This is a genomic window from Kitasatospora sp. LaBMicrA B282 (assembly GCF_050325825.1).
GTDB lineage: Bacteria > Actinomycetota > Actinomycetes > Streptomycetales > Streptomycetaceae > Kitasatospora.
Genome location: NZ_JBNQTI010000036.1, coordinates 29,630 through 46,331, shown reverse-complemented (window position 1 = coordinate 46,331; position 16,702 = coordinate 29,630). Strand labels below are relative to the sequence as shown.

Genomic DNA, 16,702 nt, shown 5'->3' with positions numbered 1-16,702 from the left:
GGGGGGTGTTGCCTGGCCTGGGTGGTTGTTCGGGGGAGTATGTGGGTTCTGCCGGGTCCTCGGGGCGCACCTCCCCCGCCCCCCGGCCGTAGCGCTGGAGGCGGCTGAACGCAGGGGTCAGTTCTGCGAGTTGTCGTCGCCCTGGTCGTTCTGGTCGCCCTGGTCGTCCTGGTTGCCCGGCAGGGCGAAGGACTGGAAGAACTTCTTGCCCGGCGAGCCGAGACCGGTCGCGGTGTCGTAGCCCTTGGCGGCCGACAGGCCGTAGTCGGCGCCGACCTTGTACAGGCGGACCTTCAGCTGGCCGCCGACCATGCCCAGGTCCACGACCTGGCCGCGCTTGGTGTGCACCGCGGCGTCGTTGACGTCGTGGAAGGCGCGGGTGTTGTAGCGGTCGTACAGACCCGGGTTGGCGAAGCCGATCGCGCGGCCGCCGCGGGCCTGGATGACGTCGGCCTCGATGCCGGCGAACTCCGGCGAGGAGACCGAGGTGCCGCCGTAGCCGCCCTCGCTGTAGGCGCCGCCGGCCGGGGTGTAGCCGACCAGGGTGGCCGCCACCAGGTCACCGCTCATCGCGACGTCCGGGGTGGCGCGCTGCGGGGTGGCCGACTTGGTGCCGTCCGCCGCCACGGTGGAGAGGGAGTCCGGCACCACGCCCTGCTGGTACCACGGCTGGTCCTCGCCCTTGACGACGCCGCCGCCACCGCCGAAGTAGAAGGCGCCCGGGAACGGGGTCCAGGACTTCTGGTCGGCCGACAGCACCGAGCGGTCGTCGCCCATGCTGAGCTCGTGGCCGTAGTCGCCGGCCTTGTCCTTCAGCTCCAGGGTGGTGCCGCCGACCGCGGTGATCCACTGCGAGGAGGACGGCCACTGGGTCTGGGCCTGGTTGGTGTCGGCCTGGCAGTTGGCACCGGTGGCCGCCGCGCCCGGCGAGTTGTCGCCGCAGTCGCCGGCCGAGGCCATGAAGGTGATGCCCTCGGTGGCGCCGAGCTGGAAGACCTGGTTGTCGGCCGCGATGACCGCCGGGTCCAGATCGCCGCTCTTGCCGTGCATGATCTCGCCGTAGGAGTTCGAGACGATGTCGGCCAGGTGGTTGTCGACGATGTTGCTCAGCGCGGCGGTGAGGTCCGGGTCCTCGCAGGAGTTGGCACCCACGTAGAGCACGTTGGCGTCCGGCGCGAGGCCGTGCACCATCTCGACGTCGAGGGCCTCCTCGCCCGACCAGTCACCGCAGTCGGACTGGTTGGTCCACTTGGCCGGGGTGACGACCTCCTTGTACTGCCCCGGGGCGAAGGGCTGGTCGCCGTGCGCCTTGGAGAAGGTGTCGGCGTCGGCCTCCATGGTGCCGAGCCCGTAGGCGTCGACGATGGCCACGGTGGCACCCTTGCCGCTCACCTGGGCGTCGGTGACGCCGTAGGCCTTGCGCAGCTGGCTCGGGATGTACGAGCAGGGGGCGAAGGGCTCGTTCTTCTCGTAGCCGGCCGGCGCGCCGACGGCCTTCTTGGAGCCGAACTTGCCGTCCGAGCAGGTCGGGTCGGTCGGCAGGGTCTTCGGGGCCTTGACGTCGGCGCCCGGCTGGCCGGCGTCCTGCGCCTCGGCCTGGGCCTCGGCGGCGGCCTGCGAGATGGCGTTCGAGGAGGACTTCTGGACCGTGTCGGCCAGGCCCTCGACACCGGCGACGTCGGCGGCGACCGCGGCCGGGATCACCGCGTCGGTGGTCGGTGCCCGGTGGGTGGCGCCGTCGGCCGTGCGGTAGTTGTCGAACTGGGTGCCCAGCGCCTTGGCCAGCTGGTCGGTGGTGCCGCTGACCTGGACGAAGTGGTTGTTCGGGTCGGTGGCGGCGATGGTCAGGCCGGAGGAGGTCAGCCACTGGCTGACGGCCTTGACCTGGTCGTCGCTGGTGCCGAAGCGGGCCTTGGCCTGGTCGGCGGTGAGGAACTGGCCGAACGAGGGCGAGTTCTCGTCCGAGACGGCCTGGGCGTAGGCGGCCAGGCCCTGGGCGTCGCGGCTGGCCAGGTAGACCCGGGCGGTGGCCGGGGTGCCTGCGGGCACCGCACCGGCGTCGGCCTCCGGGGTGGCCCAGGCCGGGTGCGAGCCGGGCAGCTCCACGGCGGTCGGCTGGGCGGTGTCGGCACTGGCCGGGCTGGCGAACGCGAGCGTTCCCAGCACCAGGACGGCCGCGGCCGGGGCCGCGACGACTATCCCGGCGAGCCGGCTGCGAGCAGCTGCAGGCACGTGGGTTCCCCACTCTCATGACGGGCCCCCACCTCCGCGGGGGCAGAGGTGGTGACGGCGTGCCAAGCCCGCGCCTTGTGAGCGGGACCCGGACGCGGGCGTGACGGATCACCCCACCGGAGGACACTCCTGACGGAGCCTCGGCGGAGCGGATGTTGACTGTGCGGTCGTTGTCTATTCGTTCATCTGGTCGATGTTCAAGACTCTGTCTGAATTTTTTGCCAGCCCATGACCTGGACGACCGCATGGTGATACGTGGCGGCCAACCAGGCGTGAGATAAGGGCGGCAGCTGGTCGACTGCGGGTGAAAGAGGGTGAAAGAGGGTGAAAGTCCGAGGTCGGAACGGTGTGCTCACGGGGCGGAACGTTCCGGCCGGACGTGACTCCCGGGTCCCCCGGTCGTTGCACAGGTCCACCGCCCGGGGCGGTGGTCACCCGGGAAGGCGGCTGAAACGAGATGTCATACCCACCTGCGGGCCGCGTATGCGCCAATCCGGGGAGTTATTCGGCCGAAGTCAAGCCAAACTCAGGGCGCGCCCATACGATTGTTGGGGTGAACCGTCCTCAGACCGCACCCCAGTCGAGCCCGCAGTCCAGTCGTCGCTCCGGCCCGCAGCCGCGCCCACAGGCCACCGCACCCGCGGTCGCCCAGGCGCCGGCAGCCGCCGGTCCGACCCCGCTGCGCGCCCGGGTGGCCCGGTACGAGGCCGAGCTGATCGCCTTCCGCCGTGACCTGCACCGGCACCCCGAGCTGGGCCGGCAGGAGTTCCGCACCACCAAGCTGCTGCGCGAGCGGCTGGTCCGGGCCGGGCTGAGCCCGCAGCCGCTGCCCGGCGGCACCGGGCTGATCGTCGACCTGGTGCCCCCCGGCACCGCCCCCGGGACCCCGCTGCTGGCGTTTCGCGCGGACATCGACGCGCTGCCCATCGAGGACGCCAAGTCCGAGGCCCCGTACCGCTCCACGGTGCCCGGCTGCGCCCACGCCTGCGGCCACGACGTGCACACCTCGGTGGTGCTCGGCACCGCGTTGCTGCTGGCCGACGCGTTGCGCGAGGGGCGGCTGCGGCAGCCGGTGCGGCTGCTCTTCCAGCCGGCCGAGGAGGTGATGCCCGGCGGCGCGCTGGACGTGATCGCGGCCGGCGGGATGGCGGGGGTCGGCCGGATCTTCGCGGTGCACTGCGACCCCAAGGTGCCGGTCGGCCGGATCGGCCTGCGGGTCGGTGCGATCACCTCCGCCTGTGACGCCCTGACGCTCAGTCTGGACGGTCCCGGCGGGCACACCGCCCGCCCGCACCTGACCACTGACCTGGTCACCGCGATCGGCCGGCTGGCGGCCGACCTGCCGGGGGCGCTGGCCCGCCGGATGGACCCGCGCTGGGGGGTCAGCCTGGTCTGGGGCCGGATCGAGTCGGGCTCGGCGCCGAACGTGATCCCGCAGCACGCCGAGCTCGAGGGCACCGTCCGCTGCCTGGAGCTGGACGGCTGGCGGGAGGCGCCGGACGCGCTGCACGAGCTGATCGACACGATGGCCGAGACCCATCGGGCCAAGTGGAGCCTGGACTACAAGCGCGGGGTCCCGCCGGTGGTGAACGAGCCGGAGACGATCGCCCAGCTGGAGACGGCCATGATGCGGCAGTTCGGTGCAGAAGGTGAAGAGGTCGTGGAGCCGACGGAGCAGTCGCTCGGCGGTGAGGACTTCTCGTGGTACCTGGAGCACGCTCCGGGTGCGCTGGCCCGGCTCGGGGTGCGGGCGCCGCACGAGACGGCGGTGCGCGACCTGCACCAGGGGCGGTTCGACGTGGACGAGCGGGCGATCGGGATCGGCGTGGAGCTGTTCGCCTCGCTGGCGCTGGAGCACGGGCGCGTCTAGTCGGGATGTAAATCGAATAACCGTATATAGAGGAGTGCAAGGGGACTGTGCAGTCCCGTACGGCCCCGCTCACGTTCTGTGAGCGGGGCTCTGCTTTTCGTCCAGCGGACGGCTTTCATTAAAGGCAGCCGCTACGGAGGGAACAAGATCGAACACAGCTACGAGGCTTCGTTGCGGGCGTGGGACACTTGGGTGCTCATCGGCGTTTAAGGGCCCCGATGAGCGTCAGTGCCACGGTTTGATAACAACCCAGATGGCCGGGCGACCCGTAACACAACCGTGTTCTACGCGCGTTACGGTGGCGTTCCATCACGCCAAACGGGTGTGTGAGAAGGAGAAACTCCCTTGCGCCGTTCAGTAAAGCTCGCCGCGGTGGTGCTCTCGGGCTCCCTGGGCATCGCGTCGCTCGCCGCTTGCGGCGCAAAGAGCACCGCTACCACCTCCTCCGCTGCCTCGGGCGGCGGCTCCGGTCTCAAGGTCGGCATGGCCTACGACGTCGGTGGCCGCGGTGACCAGGGCTTCAACGACATGGCCGCCGCCGGCCTGGACAAGGCCAAGGCGGACTTCGGCGTGACGGCCAGCGAGGCCGAGGCCAAGGCCGGCGAGGCCGACTCGGACAAGCAGACCCGTCTGGAGAGCCTGGTCTCGGCCGGCTACAACCCGATCATCGCGGTCGGCTTCGTGTACCAGGCGACCGTCGAGAAGGTCGCCAAGGAGCACCCGAACGTCAAGTTCGCGATCATCGACTCCGACTCGCCCACCCAGCCGAGCAACGTGACCTCGCTGGAGTTCACCGAGCAGCAGAGCTCCTACCTGGCCGGCGTCGTCGCCGCCAGCAAGAGCAAGACCGGTCACATCGGCTTCATCGGTGGCGTCCAGTCGCAGCTGATCCAGAAGTTCCAGGCCGGTTACGTGGCCGGTGCCAAGTCGGTCAACGCGAACATCCACGTCGACGTGACCTACCTGACCACCCCGCCGGACTTCACCGGCTTCACCGACCCGGGCAAGGGCAAGGCCGCCGCGCAGGGCCAGATCGACAGCGGCGACGACGTGATCTACGCCGCCGCGGGTGCCTCCGGCACCGGCGCGATCCAGGCCGTGGCCACCACCCAGGGCAAGGGCCAGCTGTGGGCCATCGGCGTCGACAGCGACCAGGCCAAGCAGAGTGCGCTGCAGCAGTACTCCGCGCACATCCTGACCTCCGCGGTCAAGAACGTGAACACCGCGGTCTACAACTACATCCAGAGCGTCAAGAACGGTCAGCCGCTGACCGGCGTCCAGCGCTTCGACCTGAAGTCGGGTGGTGTCGGCCTCTCCACCACCGGTGGGCACATCGACGACCTGGCCGACAAGCTCCAGCAGGACACCCAGGGCATCATCGCGGGCAGCATCACCCCGCCGACCGCCCCGTCCAACTGAACCGGCCGCAACGTAGCCACCGTGTGACCGAGCAGTACGTCTGAGACAGGGAGGGGCCCGGTGGGTCGCGCGACAGCGCACTCCGCCGGGCCCTTCCTGTTCCCGCCACCTGGCCGCCCCGCAGCAAGCGGCCGGCACTCTCCCTCCTCCTCTCACGCGCAACGACGCGCCTGTCACCACCAGGAGATCGCCATCACCGCTTCCAAGCCCTCCCTGAGCAAGGGAGGTAACCCCACCATGGGATCGGCGACCGTGGCCGTCGAACTGCGCGGCATCACCAAGCGCTTCCCCGGCGTCGTGGCCAACCACGACATCAACCTGACCGTGCGCACCGGTACCGTGCACGCCCTCATGGGCGAGAACGGCGCCGGCAAGTCCACCCTGATGAAGATCCTCTACGGCATGCAGAAGCCGGACGAGGGCACCATCGCGATCAACGGCGAGCAGTGCGAGTTCGCCACCCCGGGTGACGCCATCGCGCGCGGCATCGGCATGGTGCACCAGCACTTCATGCTGGCCGACAACCTCACCGTGCTGGAGAACGTCGTCCTCGGTGGCGAGAAGCTGTACGGCATCGGTGCCAAGGCCAAGGCGAAGATCAGGGAGATCTCCGACCAGTACGGCCTGAACGTGCGGCCGGACGCGCTGGTCGAGGACCTCGGCGTCGCCGACCGCCAGCGGGTCGAGATCCTCAAGGTGCTCTACCGCGGCGCCCGGATCCTGATCCTGGACGAGCCCACCGCGGTGCTGGTGCCCCAGGAGGTCGACGCGCTCTTCGACAACCTGCGCGAGCTCAAGGCCGAGGGCGTCACCGTCATCTTCATCTCGCACAAGCTGCACGAGGTGCTCTCGGTGGCCGACGCGATCAGCGTCATCCGCCGCGGCACCACGGTCGGCGACGCCGACCCCAAGCAGGTCACCGCCCGCCAGCTGGCCGAGCTGATGGTCGGCAGCGAGCTGCCCTCGCCGGAGAGCCGCGAGTCGACCGTCACCGACGTGGCGATGCTCACGATCGAGGACCTCCGGATCGCCAAGCCGGACGCCGAGGGCATCGAGCGCGTGGTGCTCGACGACATCTCGCTGACCATCCACAAGGGCGAGATCCTCGGTCTCGCCGGCGTCGAGGGCAACGGGCAGGCCGAGCTGGTCGAGGCCATCGTCGGCACCCTGCCGGTGGACTCCGGCGTGATCGTGCTGAACGGCGAGGACCTCACCCCCAAGCAGACCCGGGCCCGCCGCGAGGCCGGCATCGGGTACATCCCCGAGGACCGGCACCGCCACGGCCTGCTGCTCGAGGCGCCGCTCTGGGAGAACCGGATCCTCGGCCACGTCACCGAGGCGCCCAACTCCAGGGGCTTCCGGCTCGACCCGGCCGCGGCCCGGCGCGACACCCTGCGGATCGTCGAGCAGTACGACGTCCGCACCCCGGGCATCGACGTCACCGCGGCCTCGCTCTCCGGCGGCAACCAGCAGAAGCTGATCGTCGGCCGGGAGATGAGCCACCAGCCGAAGCTGCTGATCGCCGCCCACCCGACCCGCGGTGTGGACGTCGGCGCCCAGGCGCAGATCTGGGAGCACATCCGGGTCGCGCAGCGCGAGGGCCTGGCGGTGCTGCTGATCTCCGCCGACCTGGACGAGCTGATCGGGCTCTCCGACACCATCAAGGTCATCTACCGCGGCCGGCTGGTCGCCGACGCCGACCCGGCCACCGTGACCGCCGAGGACCTGGGCACCGCGATGACCGGTGCCGCCTCCGGCCGCATCGAGTCGGACGAGGCCGCCGTGGCCGACGCCGCGACCGCCGACGCCGTCACCGACGCCGCGACCGCCGACGCCGACGCCGAAGCCGAGGTCGTGGCCGAGGCGGAGGCCGTGACCGAGGCCGCCGCCGAGAGCGAGACCGCCGAGGCCGAGGCCGAGGACGCCGCCGCCGAGACCGAGGCCGCCGACGCCGCCGAGGCCGACACCACCGAGACCGCTGCCGGCGACGCGCAGGCGGGGGAGTGACGACATGAGTACCACCACGACCCCCGCCCGGCGGGGCTTCGTCCAGCGGATCGACCGCGAGCGTCTGGTCCTGGCCATCGCCGCCCCGGTGCTGGCCGTGGTCGCCGCCGTGGCGCTCTGCTCGCTGCTGCTGGCGGTCGCCGGCTACAACCCGTCGCAGGCGTTCCAGACCATGACCCACTACGGGTTCGCCTCCGACGGGCAGGTGGCGGTCCTGAACAAGGCCACCACCTACTACCTGGCCGGTGTCGCGGTCGCCTTCGGCTTCCGGATGAACCTGTTCAACATCGGCGCCGACGGCCAGTACCAGCTGGCCGCGCTCTTCGCGGCCTACGTCGGCGGCCAGCTGAACCTGCCGTCGTTCATCGAGATCCCGCTGCTGCTGATCGTCGCCATGCTGGTCGGTGGCCTCTGGGCCGGCGTCGCCGGTGTGCTCAAGGTGACCCGCGGGGTCAACGAGGTCATCTCGACCATCATGCTGAACGCGATCACCACCGCGGTGATCGGCATGCTGCTGGTGCCGGGCATCTTCGCCCCGGGCAACGGCGGTGGCGTCAGCAACGAGATCCAGACCAAGCAGATGGCCGCGTCCAGCAACTTCTTCACCCTCAACACCGCGGGTGGCCAGGTCTACGGCTTCATCATCGTGGCCATCCTGATCGGTGTCGGCTTCCAGCTGGTGCTCACCCGCACCCGGTTCGGCTTCGACCTGCGGGCCACCGGCCGCTCCGAGTCGGCCGCCGCCGCCAGCGGTGTCAACGTCAAGCGCATGGTGCTGACCAGCATGTGCGTCTCGGGCGCGCTGGCCGGTCTGATCGGCATGCCCGACCTGCTGACCTACTCGCACTACTTCGGCCAGAACTTCCAGGCGGGCATCGGCTTCATCGGCATCGCGATCGCGCTGCTCGGCCGCAACACCCCGGTCGGCATCGCCTTCGCCTCGCTGCTCTGGGCCTTCCTGGACGCCACCTCGCCGCAGCTCTCGGTGGCGGGCTACCCGCCGGAGATCGTCAACATCATGGAGGGCACCATCGTGATCTGCGTGGTGGTCGCCTACGAGCTGGTGCGCCGCTTCGGCATCAAGCGCCAGCAGCAGCGGGTCGGCGCGCAGCTGGCCGCCAACGCTGCCGCCGCCGCGAAGAAGGAGGTTGCGGCATGAGCACCGCGACTGCGTCCCGTCCCAAGCCGGCCGCCAAGGCGCCCGGCAAGACTCCCGGCGCGAGCCGCAGGCTCTCGCTGCCGGTCATCCTGCTGCTGGTCGCCGGTGCGGTCCTGCTGTTCGCCGTGGTGGGCGCCGCCACCGGTGACCACTCGCTGACCTCCTCGGGTCAGATCACCGCCGCGCTCGGCGCCGCGGTGCCGATCGCCATGGCCGGTCTCGGCGGTCTGTGGGCCGAGCGGGCCGGTGTGGTCAACATCGGCCTCGAAGGCATGATGGTGGCCGGCACCTTCGCCGGTGCCTGGGCGGGCTACCTGGTCAACCCGTGGGTCGGCCTGCTGGCCGCGATCGCCGCCGGTGCCGCGGCCGGCCTGCTGCACGCCGTGCTGACGGTCACCTTCGGCATCGACCACATCGTCGCCGGTGTCGGCATCAACCTGCTGGTCCCGTACGCCTGCCTGTACATCAACCGGATCTACTACACCGCGTACCAGAGCGCCGGTGCCGGTGCCAGCCAGTCGCCGCCCACCCCCGCGCTGCCGACCATCACGGTGCCGGGCCTCTCCGACCAGCTGAGCAAGGTCGAGGCGCACCACTGGTTCTTCGTCTCCGACCTGGCCGGCGTGCTCGGCGGCCTGGTGAGCAACCTCTCGGTGGTCACCCTGATCGCGGCGGTGCTGCTGGTCGCCACCTACTTCGTGCTCTGGCGCACCACCTTCGGCCTGCGGCTGCGCTCCTGCGGTGAGAACCCGACCGCCGCGGAGTCGCTGGGCGTCAACGTCTACAAGTACAAGTACATCGCGGTGATCGCCTCCGGCGGCTTCGCCGGTCTCGGCGGCGCCTACCTGTCGATGGTCGCGGCGAGCATCTACCGCGACGGGCAGACCGGCAACCGCGGGTACATCGGTCTGGCCGCGATGATCTTCGGCAACTGGCTGCCGGGCGGCCTGGCCACCGGTGCCGGCCTGTTCGGCTTCACCGACAGCCTCCAGCTGCGCGACGCCAAGTCGGTGCACACGCTGCTGCTGGCGATCGCGCTGATCATGGCCCTGCTGGCGCTCTGGCAGCTGTACCGGCGCAAGTTCGTGCCGGCCGCGGTCTGCCTGGTGGCCGCCGGTGCGCTGGGCGCGTGGTACGCGGGGTCGAGCGCCGTGCCGCGGCCGCTGATCGTGGCCACGCCGTACATCATCACCCTGGTGGTGCTCGCGCTCTCCGCGCAGCGCCTGCGCCCGCCGAAGGCCGACGGGCAGATCTACCGCAAGGGTCAGGGCAAGTGACGCAGGCTGGGATCGCCGAGGTGGACTGGGCCGCGCTGCGCGAGGCGGCCCGGGACGCCATGGGCCGGGCGTACGCGCCCTACAGCAAGTACCCGGTCGGCGCGGCCGCGCTGGTCGACGACGGCCGGGTGGTGACCGGCTGCAACGTGGAGAACGCCTCCTACGGGCTCGGTCTCTGCGCCGAGTGCGGCCTGGTGTCGGCGCTCTACGCGAGCGGGGGCGGCCGGCTGGTCGCCTTCGCCTGCGTGGACGGCGCCGGGCAGGTGCTGATGCCGTGCGGCCGGTGCCGCCAGCTGCTCTACGAGCACGGCGGCCCGGACCTGCTGGTGGACCTGCCGTCGGGGATCAAGCCGATGGCCGAGGTGCTGCCGGACGCCTTCGGGCCCGAGCGGCTCTGATGTCGGACCGGTCGGGCTGATCAGGCCGGTCGGGCCGGTCGGGCGGACTCCGGGCGCACCGGGGCAGGGCCGTGCCCGCTCTCCCCGGGGGTAGGACAATCGGGTTCGAATCGGCAGTAGCGGGACGCGTGTTGACGCGCGTAGAGTTGGCGCAGGGGCGGCTGAGCAGCAGCCGCCCCTGCGCCGCTTCCGTTCCTTTGGAGAAATGCCATGGACGTCATCTCCGTCATCACCGCCAAGCGCGACCGCCGCGAGCTGACCGACGACCAGATCGACTGGGTGATCGACGCCTACACCCGCGGTGTGGTGGCCGACGAGCAGATGTCCGCCCTGGCCATGGCGATCCTGCTGAACGGGATGAACCTGCGCGAGATCAGCCGCTGGACCGAGGCGATGATCCGCTCGGGCGTCCGGATGGACTTCGCCGCGCTCGGCGTGCCGACCGCCGACAAGCACTCCACCGGCGGCGTCGGCGACAAGATCACCCTGCCGCTGGCCCCGCTGGTCGCCGCCTGCGGCGCGGCCGTGCCGCAGCTCTCCGGCCGCGGCCTGGGCCACACCGGCGGCACCCTGGACAAGCTGGAGTCCATCCCCGGCTGGCGGGCGCTGCTCTCCAACGACGAGATGATGGACGTGCTGCGCGACGCCGGCGCGGTGATCTGCGCCGCCGGCGACGGGCTGGCCCCGGCCGACAAGAAGCTCTACGCGCTGCGCGACGTGACCGGCACCGTCGAGGCGATCCCGCTGATCGCCTCCTCGATCATGTCCAAGAAGATCGCCGAGGGCACCGGCGCCCTGGTGCTGGACGTCAAGGTCGGCTCCGGCGCCTTCATGAAGAACCTGGCCGACGCCCAGGAGCTGGCCCGCACCATGGTGGGCCTGGGCCGCGGCGCCGGGGTCAACACCGTCGCGCTGCTCACCGACATGTCCACCCCGCTCGGCCTGACCGCGGGCAACGCCCTCGAGGTGCGCGAGTCGATCGAGGTGCTGGCCGGTGGCGGCCCGGCCGACGTGGTCGAGCTGACCGTGGCGCTGGCCCGCGAGATGCTCAAGGCGGCCGGCGTGCAGGGCAAGGACCCGGCCGACGCGCTCAAGGACGGCTCCGCGATGGACCACTGGCGCCGCCTGATCGCCGCCCAGGGCGGCGACGTGGACGCCCCGCTCCCGGTCGCCCGCGAGCAGCACGTGATCCCGGCCCCCGCCACCGGCGTGCTCACCGCGCTGGACGCCTACGCGGTGGGCGTGAGCGCCTGGCGCCTGGGCGCCGGCCGGGCCCGCAAGGAGGACCCGGTGCAGGCCGGCGCGGGCATCGAGATGCACGCCAAGCCGGGCGACACCGTCACCGCCGGCCAGCCGCTGCTCACCCTGCACACCGACACCCCCGAGCGCTTCGACTACGCGATCGAGGCCCTGCAGGGCGGCATCGAGGTCTCCCCGGTGGGCATCGAGTACACCCGCACCCCGCTGATCCTGGACCGGATCGGCTGAGTCGTGCGGTGGGCCGTGCCGCGGTGAGGGCCGCGGCACGGCGTCGAACCCGGTGGGCGGCACGTGGGGTGCGGGCCGCCCACCGGCACGTCCGAGCAGGGGCCGACGCCCCCGGAGCCTGGCTCCGGGGGCGTTCTGCCGTCCGGGCGACCGTCGGCTCAGCGGTCCACCTGGAGGGTGTGGCAGGTCCAGTCGAGGTGGCGGGGGCCGAACCGGGGTGGGGCGGGGTGGTAGGTGCCGTCGGAGACCGACAGGTTGACGATCAGGTGGGCCGACCAGTCCGGGCCGACGCCGGCGCCGTCGGCGTGCAGGAGGGTGTCGCCCAGGTACCAGTCGACCGAGTCGGCGCCGAGGGTGGCGGCCAGGTCGACGGTGGCGCCCGGGGCCACTCCGGCGTCCGCGCCGTGCCAGTAGAACGCCGAGCCGCGCAGGTGGTTGGTGACCTCCAGCAGGTCCGGGTGGTCGGGGTGGTACTCGAAGAGGTCGACCTCGTTGCCGCCGTCCCGCCAGGTCCAGATCGCCGGCCAGGCGCCCAGTCCGGTCGGCAGCGTGACCCGGGCCCGCAGGGTGTCGCCGGTCCGTACCCGGAAGCCCTGCGGACTGCCCTCGGTGGTCAGCAGGTTGCAGTTCCACAGCCGGCCGAACCAGCTGCGGGTGGCGGTGAACCGGCCGTCCGGGCAGTAGGCCGCGACGAGGCGGTCCAGCTTGTGGTCGCCCCGGTTGGTCGGGCCCGGGTAGGCGCTGGTCCGGCCGGCCACCCACTGGTCGGTCGAGGTGAAGTCCGCGTCGAAGACGATCGCCATGACGGCCTCCCTGGTGTCTCAGGGTGATATGCCCGTCACGCAGAGCGGCAATCCGCTGGTCAGGTGCGGTCGAGGCCGAGCCGCACGGCGCGCTCCACCGGCGAGTACGCGCCGTCGGGGCGCTCCAGTTCCAGTGGGCCGGTGGGCAGCAGCGGCGGCTGGGCCAGGAAGCGCGGCACGGTCCCGCGGTGCGGCTGGGCGGCGTGGATCAGGAAGGGGTGGCAGAGGTAGACGTCGCCGGCGCGTCCGGTGGCCGGCGCCACCGGGCGGTCGGGGGAGTCGAGCACCCCGCGCTCGTCCAGCTCCGTGCAGAACCGGAACATCTCCACGCCCGGCTCGCCGTGCGGCGCCAGCAGCGGCGGCAGGTCCAGGTGCGAGCCGACCTTGATCCGGGTCGGCGCGTCGTCGGGGCCGATGTCGGAGAAGAGGAAGAGCATCAGCAGGGCCCGGCCCTGCGAGCGCAGGTTGAGCCAGTAGCCCTGCTCGCCGGGCGGGGTGAAGCTGGCGTCCATGTGCCAGCCGGCGTCGCCCGGGTCCTCGGGGTGCGGGAAGCGGACCGGGAAGGTGCCGAGCCCGACCGGCGGGTGCCAGCGGCCGGCGCCGACCAGCTGGTCGAAGGCCCCGCGCAGGCGCTCGGTGGTGGCGGCCCGGCGGAACGGCGGTTCGGCGTAGCCGCCGAGCCGGATCACCGGCCGGGTCCAGCCGCTCGGGTCCTGCGGGTCGAGGCCGGTCTCCCGCCACAGGTGGGCGCGGCACTCGTCGGCCAGCTCGCGCGGGAAGGCCTCGGTCAGGTGGACGAATCCGTCGGTGACGAAGCGTTCGATCTGATCATCGGTCAGGACTGGTCCGCTGCTGGTCATGGCGGCGATTCTGGGCGCCGGCCCGCACTGGGGCAAACGGTTTTGCCGGCGGGACCCTCGGCAGGGCCCGCGGCAGGACCCGCGGCAGGACCCGCGGCGCGGTCCTAGTCGCGCGGCCCGCGGGGTTCGCGCGGCGCCCGGGGAAAGCGGCTGCGGACCAGGGCGACGGTGCCCAGCGTCAGCAGGGTGAGCGCGAGGGCGGCGACCGAGAGCAACTGCGGCGGCGTGCCGGCCCCGGCCAGGGTGGGGGCGGGGCGCACGGTGTCCTGGGCGGTGTCGGGGGCGAAGTGTGCGGTCACCGCGAGGGCGCCCTCGACGGTGAAGGTGCCGGCGACCGCGGCGTCGTCGCGGGTGAGGGCGGCCGGCGTCGCGCCGGTCCAGGTCTCGAAGTGCCAGCCCGGGGCGGGAGTTGCGAGCAGCGTCGGGGTGCTCCCGCAGTCGTAGGGCGGCGGTGCGTCGGCGGTCACCGTGCCGGCGTTCGCGGGCTCCGCGGTCCAGCTCAGCGAGCAGTCGGCGGCCCGGCCGGGGGTGCTCCCGGTCAGTGCGGGCAGCGGGGTGAGCAGCAGCGTGGTGGCGAGCGCCAGGCCGAGCCGGACACTGCGGCGGCGCGCACTCGGGCGGCCGGGTGACTGGAGCATGCGGGGCTCCTGGGACAGGTGGGGAGGGCCACCGCTCAGTCCAGCCGCCCGCACGAGCCCGCAGCGCGCAGGCACGCCAGGGATGCGGCTCCTCGGCGGAGCGGCATCACCCGGACGGGGGAGGACTGTCCGGCGGATCCCGCCGGACGGCCCTCAGGCCCCCGCCGGACGGCCCTCAGGCCCCCGCGGGCACCGGCCGCACGGCGCGCCAACTCGCGTAGCCCGTCACGGAAGCGGCCAGCACCATCGCGACCAGCCCGACGCCGGCGGCGCCGCCCCAGCCGACCGCGTGGTACGCGTCGGCCCCCACCGTGCCGCCGAGGCTGTTGCCCAGGTAGTAGGCGATCAGGTACAGCGCGGAGGCCTGGGCCCGGCCGTGCTCGGCGGTGCGCCCCACCGCCGAGGAGGCGGTGGCGTGGCCGGCGAAGAAGCCGCCGGTGATCAGCACCAGGCCGAGCAGCGCGCAGAGCAGCGACGGGGTCAGCGAGAGCAGCAGCCCGGCGGTGGTCAGGCCGATCGCCAGGTACAGCGTGCCGCGGCGGCCCAGCACGGCGCCGAGGCGGCCGGCGGCGGCGGAGGTGCCGGTGCCGACCAGGTAGACCAGGAAGATCGAGGCGGCGATGGACTGCGGCAGGTGGAAGGGGGCGGCGATCAGCCGGAACCCGACCGTGTTGTAGACGGCGCCGAAGACCGCCATGAAGAGCAGCCCGAGGGCGTAGAGCCGCAGCAGCAGCGGGTTGCCCAGGTGGGCGCCGATGGTGCGGGCCAGGGCCCGGGCATCCAGCGGGGTGCGGCGGAAGTGCCGGGCCGTCGGGATCAGCAGGCGGAAGGCGAGGACCGCGAGCAGCGCGAGCAGTGCGGAGGAGGCCAGGCCCCAGCGCCAGCCCCAGGCGGCGCCGGTCCAGCCGGCCAGCAGCCGGCCGGCCATGCCGCCGATGCTGTTGCCCGCGACGTAGAGCCCCATCGCGGAGGGCAGCGCGGCCGGGTGGATCTCCTCGGCGAGGTAGGCCATCGCGGTGGCGGGCAGCCCGGCGAGCGCGACTCCCTGGACCGCCCGCAGGGCGACCAGGACGCCGATCGAGGGGGCGAACGGCAGCGCGAGGGCGAGCAGCGCGGCGGCCAGCACCGAGCCGGTCATCACGGCGGTGCGGCCGTACCGGTCGGAGAGCGCGCTGGCCGGCAGCAGTCCCAGGGCGAGGCCGAGGGTGGCCGCCGAGGCGGTCCAACTCGCCTGTCCCGGCGTCAGGTGGAGGTCGTCGCAGAGTTGCGGCAGCAGGCCCTGGGTGGCGTAGAGCAGCACGAAGGTGGCGACACCGGCGGCGAACAGCGCCAGGTTGGAGCGGCGGAAGTCCCGCTGGCCGGGGCGCAGTCGAAGGTCGCTGGTGTGGGGTTGGACGGAGCGGACGGCACCCGGGGCGCTGGCGGCGGATGCCTCGGTCGTGGTGGGAGGCATGGCCAACACGCTAGACCCGGGCCGTTTCATGCGTCCAATGCATCAGTTGGCCATAATCCATACCGTGACGTATGAGAAGTCCGCGCCCGCACCGCTCGCCGAACTCGACCCCCAGACCCCGGCGGTCCGCCTGGCTCCCACGCTCGCCCAGTTCGCGGCCGTCGCCCGGCTGGAGCACGTGACCCGGGCGGCCGACCTGCTCGGCATGCCGCAGCCCACGCTGTCCCGCGCGATCGCCCGCCTGGAAGCGGAGTTGGGCGTGCAACTGCTGGCCCGCGAGGGCCGCACGGTACGCCTCACCCGGGCCGGGCACCTGCTGCTCGGCCCGGTGGAGCGGGCGCTGGGCGAACTGGAGCGCGGGGTGCAGGCGGTGCAGGCCGAGGTGGACCCGGCGGGCGGGCGGGTGGCGTTCGGCTTCCTCCACACCATGGGGACGGACGCGGTCCCCGCGCTGCTGCGCGGCTTCCGGGTGGACCACCCCGGGGTGCGGTTCCAGCTGGTGCAGGACTACTCGGCGGCGATGCTGGCCCGGCTGCGCACCGGCGAGCTGGACCTCTGCCTGGTCTCCCCGCTGCCCGCCGCGGACGACCCGGAGCTGACCGCCCGTCCGCTGGCCGAGCAGGAGCTGCACCTGGCGGTGCCCGCCGACCACCGGCTGGCCGGCCGCCGCCGGATCCGGCTGGCCGAGGTGGCCGAGGAGCCGTTCGTCGCCCTGGAGCACGGGTACGGGCTGCGCGCCATCACCGACGACCTCTGCGCCCGGGCCGGCTTCGTGCCGCGGATCGCCTTCGAGGGCGAGGAGGCGGAGACGCTGCGCGGGCTGGTCGCGGCCGGGCTCGGGGTGGCGCTGCTGCCGCCGGGGACGGTGCCGCGGCCCGGCGTGGTGGACCTGGCGGTCACCGCGCCGCGCACCCGGCGGGCGATCGGGCTGGCCTGGGTCACCGGGCGGCCGCTGCCGGCGCCGGCAGCGGCCTTCCGCGAGTTCGTGCTCTCCCGGCGCGGGCGGTTGCTGGACCACGGGTGAGGTGCGGTCAGCGGTGCCGGGCGCTCACCGGTGCCGGGCCGTCATCGCCGGCGAGCGGTCACCGGTGCCGGGCC

13 protein-coding genes are annotated in these 16,702 nt (G+C 72.5%); 8 read left to right on the top strand and 5 right to left on the bottom strand.

Translation table 11 applies throughout. The features are described from left to right. Positions 1 to 117 precede the first annotated feature (117 nt). Positions 118 to 2,232, bottom strand: coding sequence for a S53 family peptidase (locus tag ACQRUO_RS13145; RefSeq protein ID WP_428316030.1), 2,115 nt, complete (start codon positions 2,230 to 2,232; stop codon positions 118 to 120). A 679-nt stretch (positions 2,233 to 2,911) separates the two neighbouring features. Here ACQRUO_RS13145 and ACQRUO_RS13140 point away from each other — a divergent pair. From ACQRUO_RS13140 to ACQRUO_RS13110, 7 genes are all read left to right on the top strand, one after another. Further along, positions 2,912 to 4,102, top strand: coding sequence for an amidohydrolase (locus ACQRUO_RS13140; RefSeq protein ID WP_428316042.1), 1,191 nt, complete (start codon positions 2,912 to 2,914; stop codon positions 4,100 to 4,102). A 345-nt stretch (positions 4,103 to 4,447) separates the two neighbouring features. Further along, entirely contained in the window at positions 4,448 to 5,521 is a 1,074-nt protein-coding gene (locus ACQRUO_RS13135) for a BMP family lipoprotein (RefSeq protein ID WP_428316029.1), read from the top strand. A 237-nt stretch (positions 5,522 to 5,758) separates the two neighbouring features. Beyond that, the gene (locus ACQRUO_RS13130) at positions 5,759 to 7,528 is read left to right on the top strand and encodes an ABC transporter ATP-binding protein (protein WP_428316028.1); all 1,770 of its coding nucleotides are present in this window, start codon (positions 5,759 to 5,761) and stop codon (positions 7,526 to 7,528) included. A gap of 4 nt (positions 7,529 to 7,532) precedes the next feature. Next, a complete protein-coding gene (locus ACQRUO_RS13125; protein WP_428316027.1) occupies positions 7,533 to 8,687 on the top strand; it encodes an ABC transporter permease in 1,155 nt (384 codons plus the stop codon). Continuing rightward, a complete protein-coding gene (locus tag ACQRUO_RS13120; RefSeq protein WP_428316026.1) occupies positions 8,684 to 9,964 on the top strand; it encodes an ABC transporter permease in 1,281 nt (426 codons plus the stop codon). The genes ACQRUO_RS13125 and ACQRUO_RS13120 overlap by 4 nt, the downstream gene beginning before the upstream one ends. 11 nt (positions 9,965 to 9,975) lie before the next feature. Continuing rightward, complete coding sequence (locus tag ACQRUO_RS13115) at positions 9,976 to 10,362, top strand: cytidine deaminase (protein ID WP_428316041.1); 387 nt, start codon at positions 9,976 to 9,978, stop codon at positions 10,360 to 10,362. 210 nt (positions 10,363 to 10,572) lie between these two features. Then, on the top strand, positions 10,573 to 11,850 hold the full coding sequence (locus tag ACQRUO_RS13110; protein ID WP_428316025.1) for a thymidine phosphorylase: 1,278 nt from the start codon (positions 10,573 to 10,575) through the stop codon (positions 11,848 to 11,850). 158 nt (positions 11,851 to 12,008) lie between these two features. On the opposite strand, the gene ACQRUO_RS13105 is transcribed toward ACQRUO_RS13110, so the two are convergent. From ACQRUO_RS13105 to ACQRUO_RS13090, 4 genes are all read right to left on the bottom strand, one after another. After that, positions 12,009 to 12,653, bottom strand: a complete 645-nt coding sequence (locus tag ACQRUO_RS13105; RefSeq protein WP_428316024.1) for a beta-glucanase — start codon at positions 12,651 to 12,653, stop codon at positions 12,009 to 12,011. A gap of 59 nt (positions 12,654 to 12,712) precedes the next feature. After that, positions 12,713 to 13,513 (bottom strand): phytanoyl-CoA dioxygenase family protein, encoded by an 801-nt coding sequence (locus tag ACQRUO_RS13100; protein WP_428316023.1) that lies wholly within the window; start codon positions 13,511 to 13,513, stop codon positions 12,713 to 12,715. A 104-nt stretch (positions 13,514 to 13,617) separates the two neighbouring features. After that, positions 13,618 to 14,151 carry an InlB B-repeat-containing protein gene (locus tag ACQRUO_RS13095; RefSeq protein WP_428316022.1) on the bottom strand — a complete coding sequence of 178 codons (534 nt, stop codon included), beginning with the start codon at positions 14,149 to 14,151 and terminating at the stop codon, positions 13,618 to 13,620. A gap of 175 nt (positions 14,152 to 14,326) precedes the next feature. Then, positions 14,327 to 15,604 (bottom strand): MFS transporter, encoded by a 1,278-nt coding sequence (locus tag ACQRUO_RS13090; protein WP_428316021.1) that lies wholly within the window; start codon positions 15,602 to 15,604, stop codon positions 14,327 to 14,329. Between the two features lie 37 nt (positions 15,605 to 15,641). Between ACQRUO_RS13090 and ACQRUO_RS13085 the strand changes: the two genes are divergently transcribed. Further along, positions 15,642 to 16,628, top strand: a complete 987-nt coding sequence (locus ACQRUO_RS13085; RefSeq protein ID WP_428316020.1) for a LysR family transcriptional regulator — start codon at positions 15,642 to 15,644, stop codon at positions 16,626 to 16,628. The last annotated feature ends 74 nt before the right edge of the window (positions 16,629 to 16,702 follow it).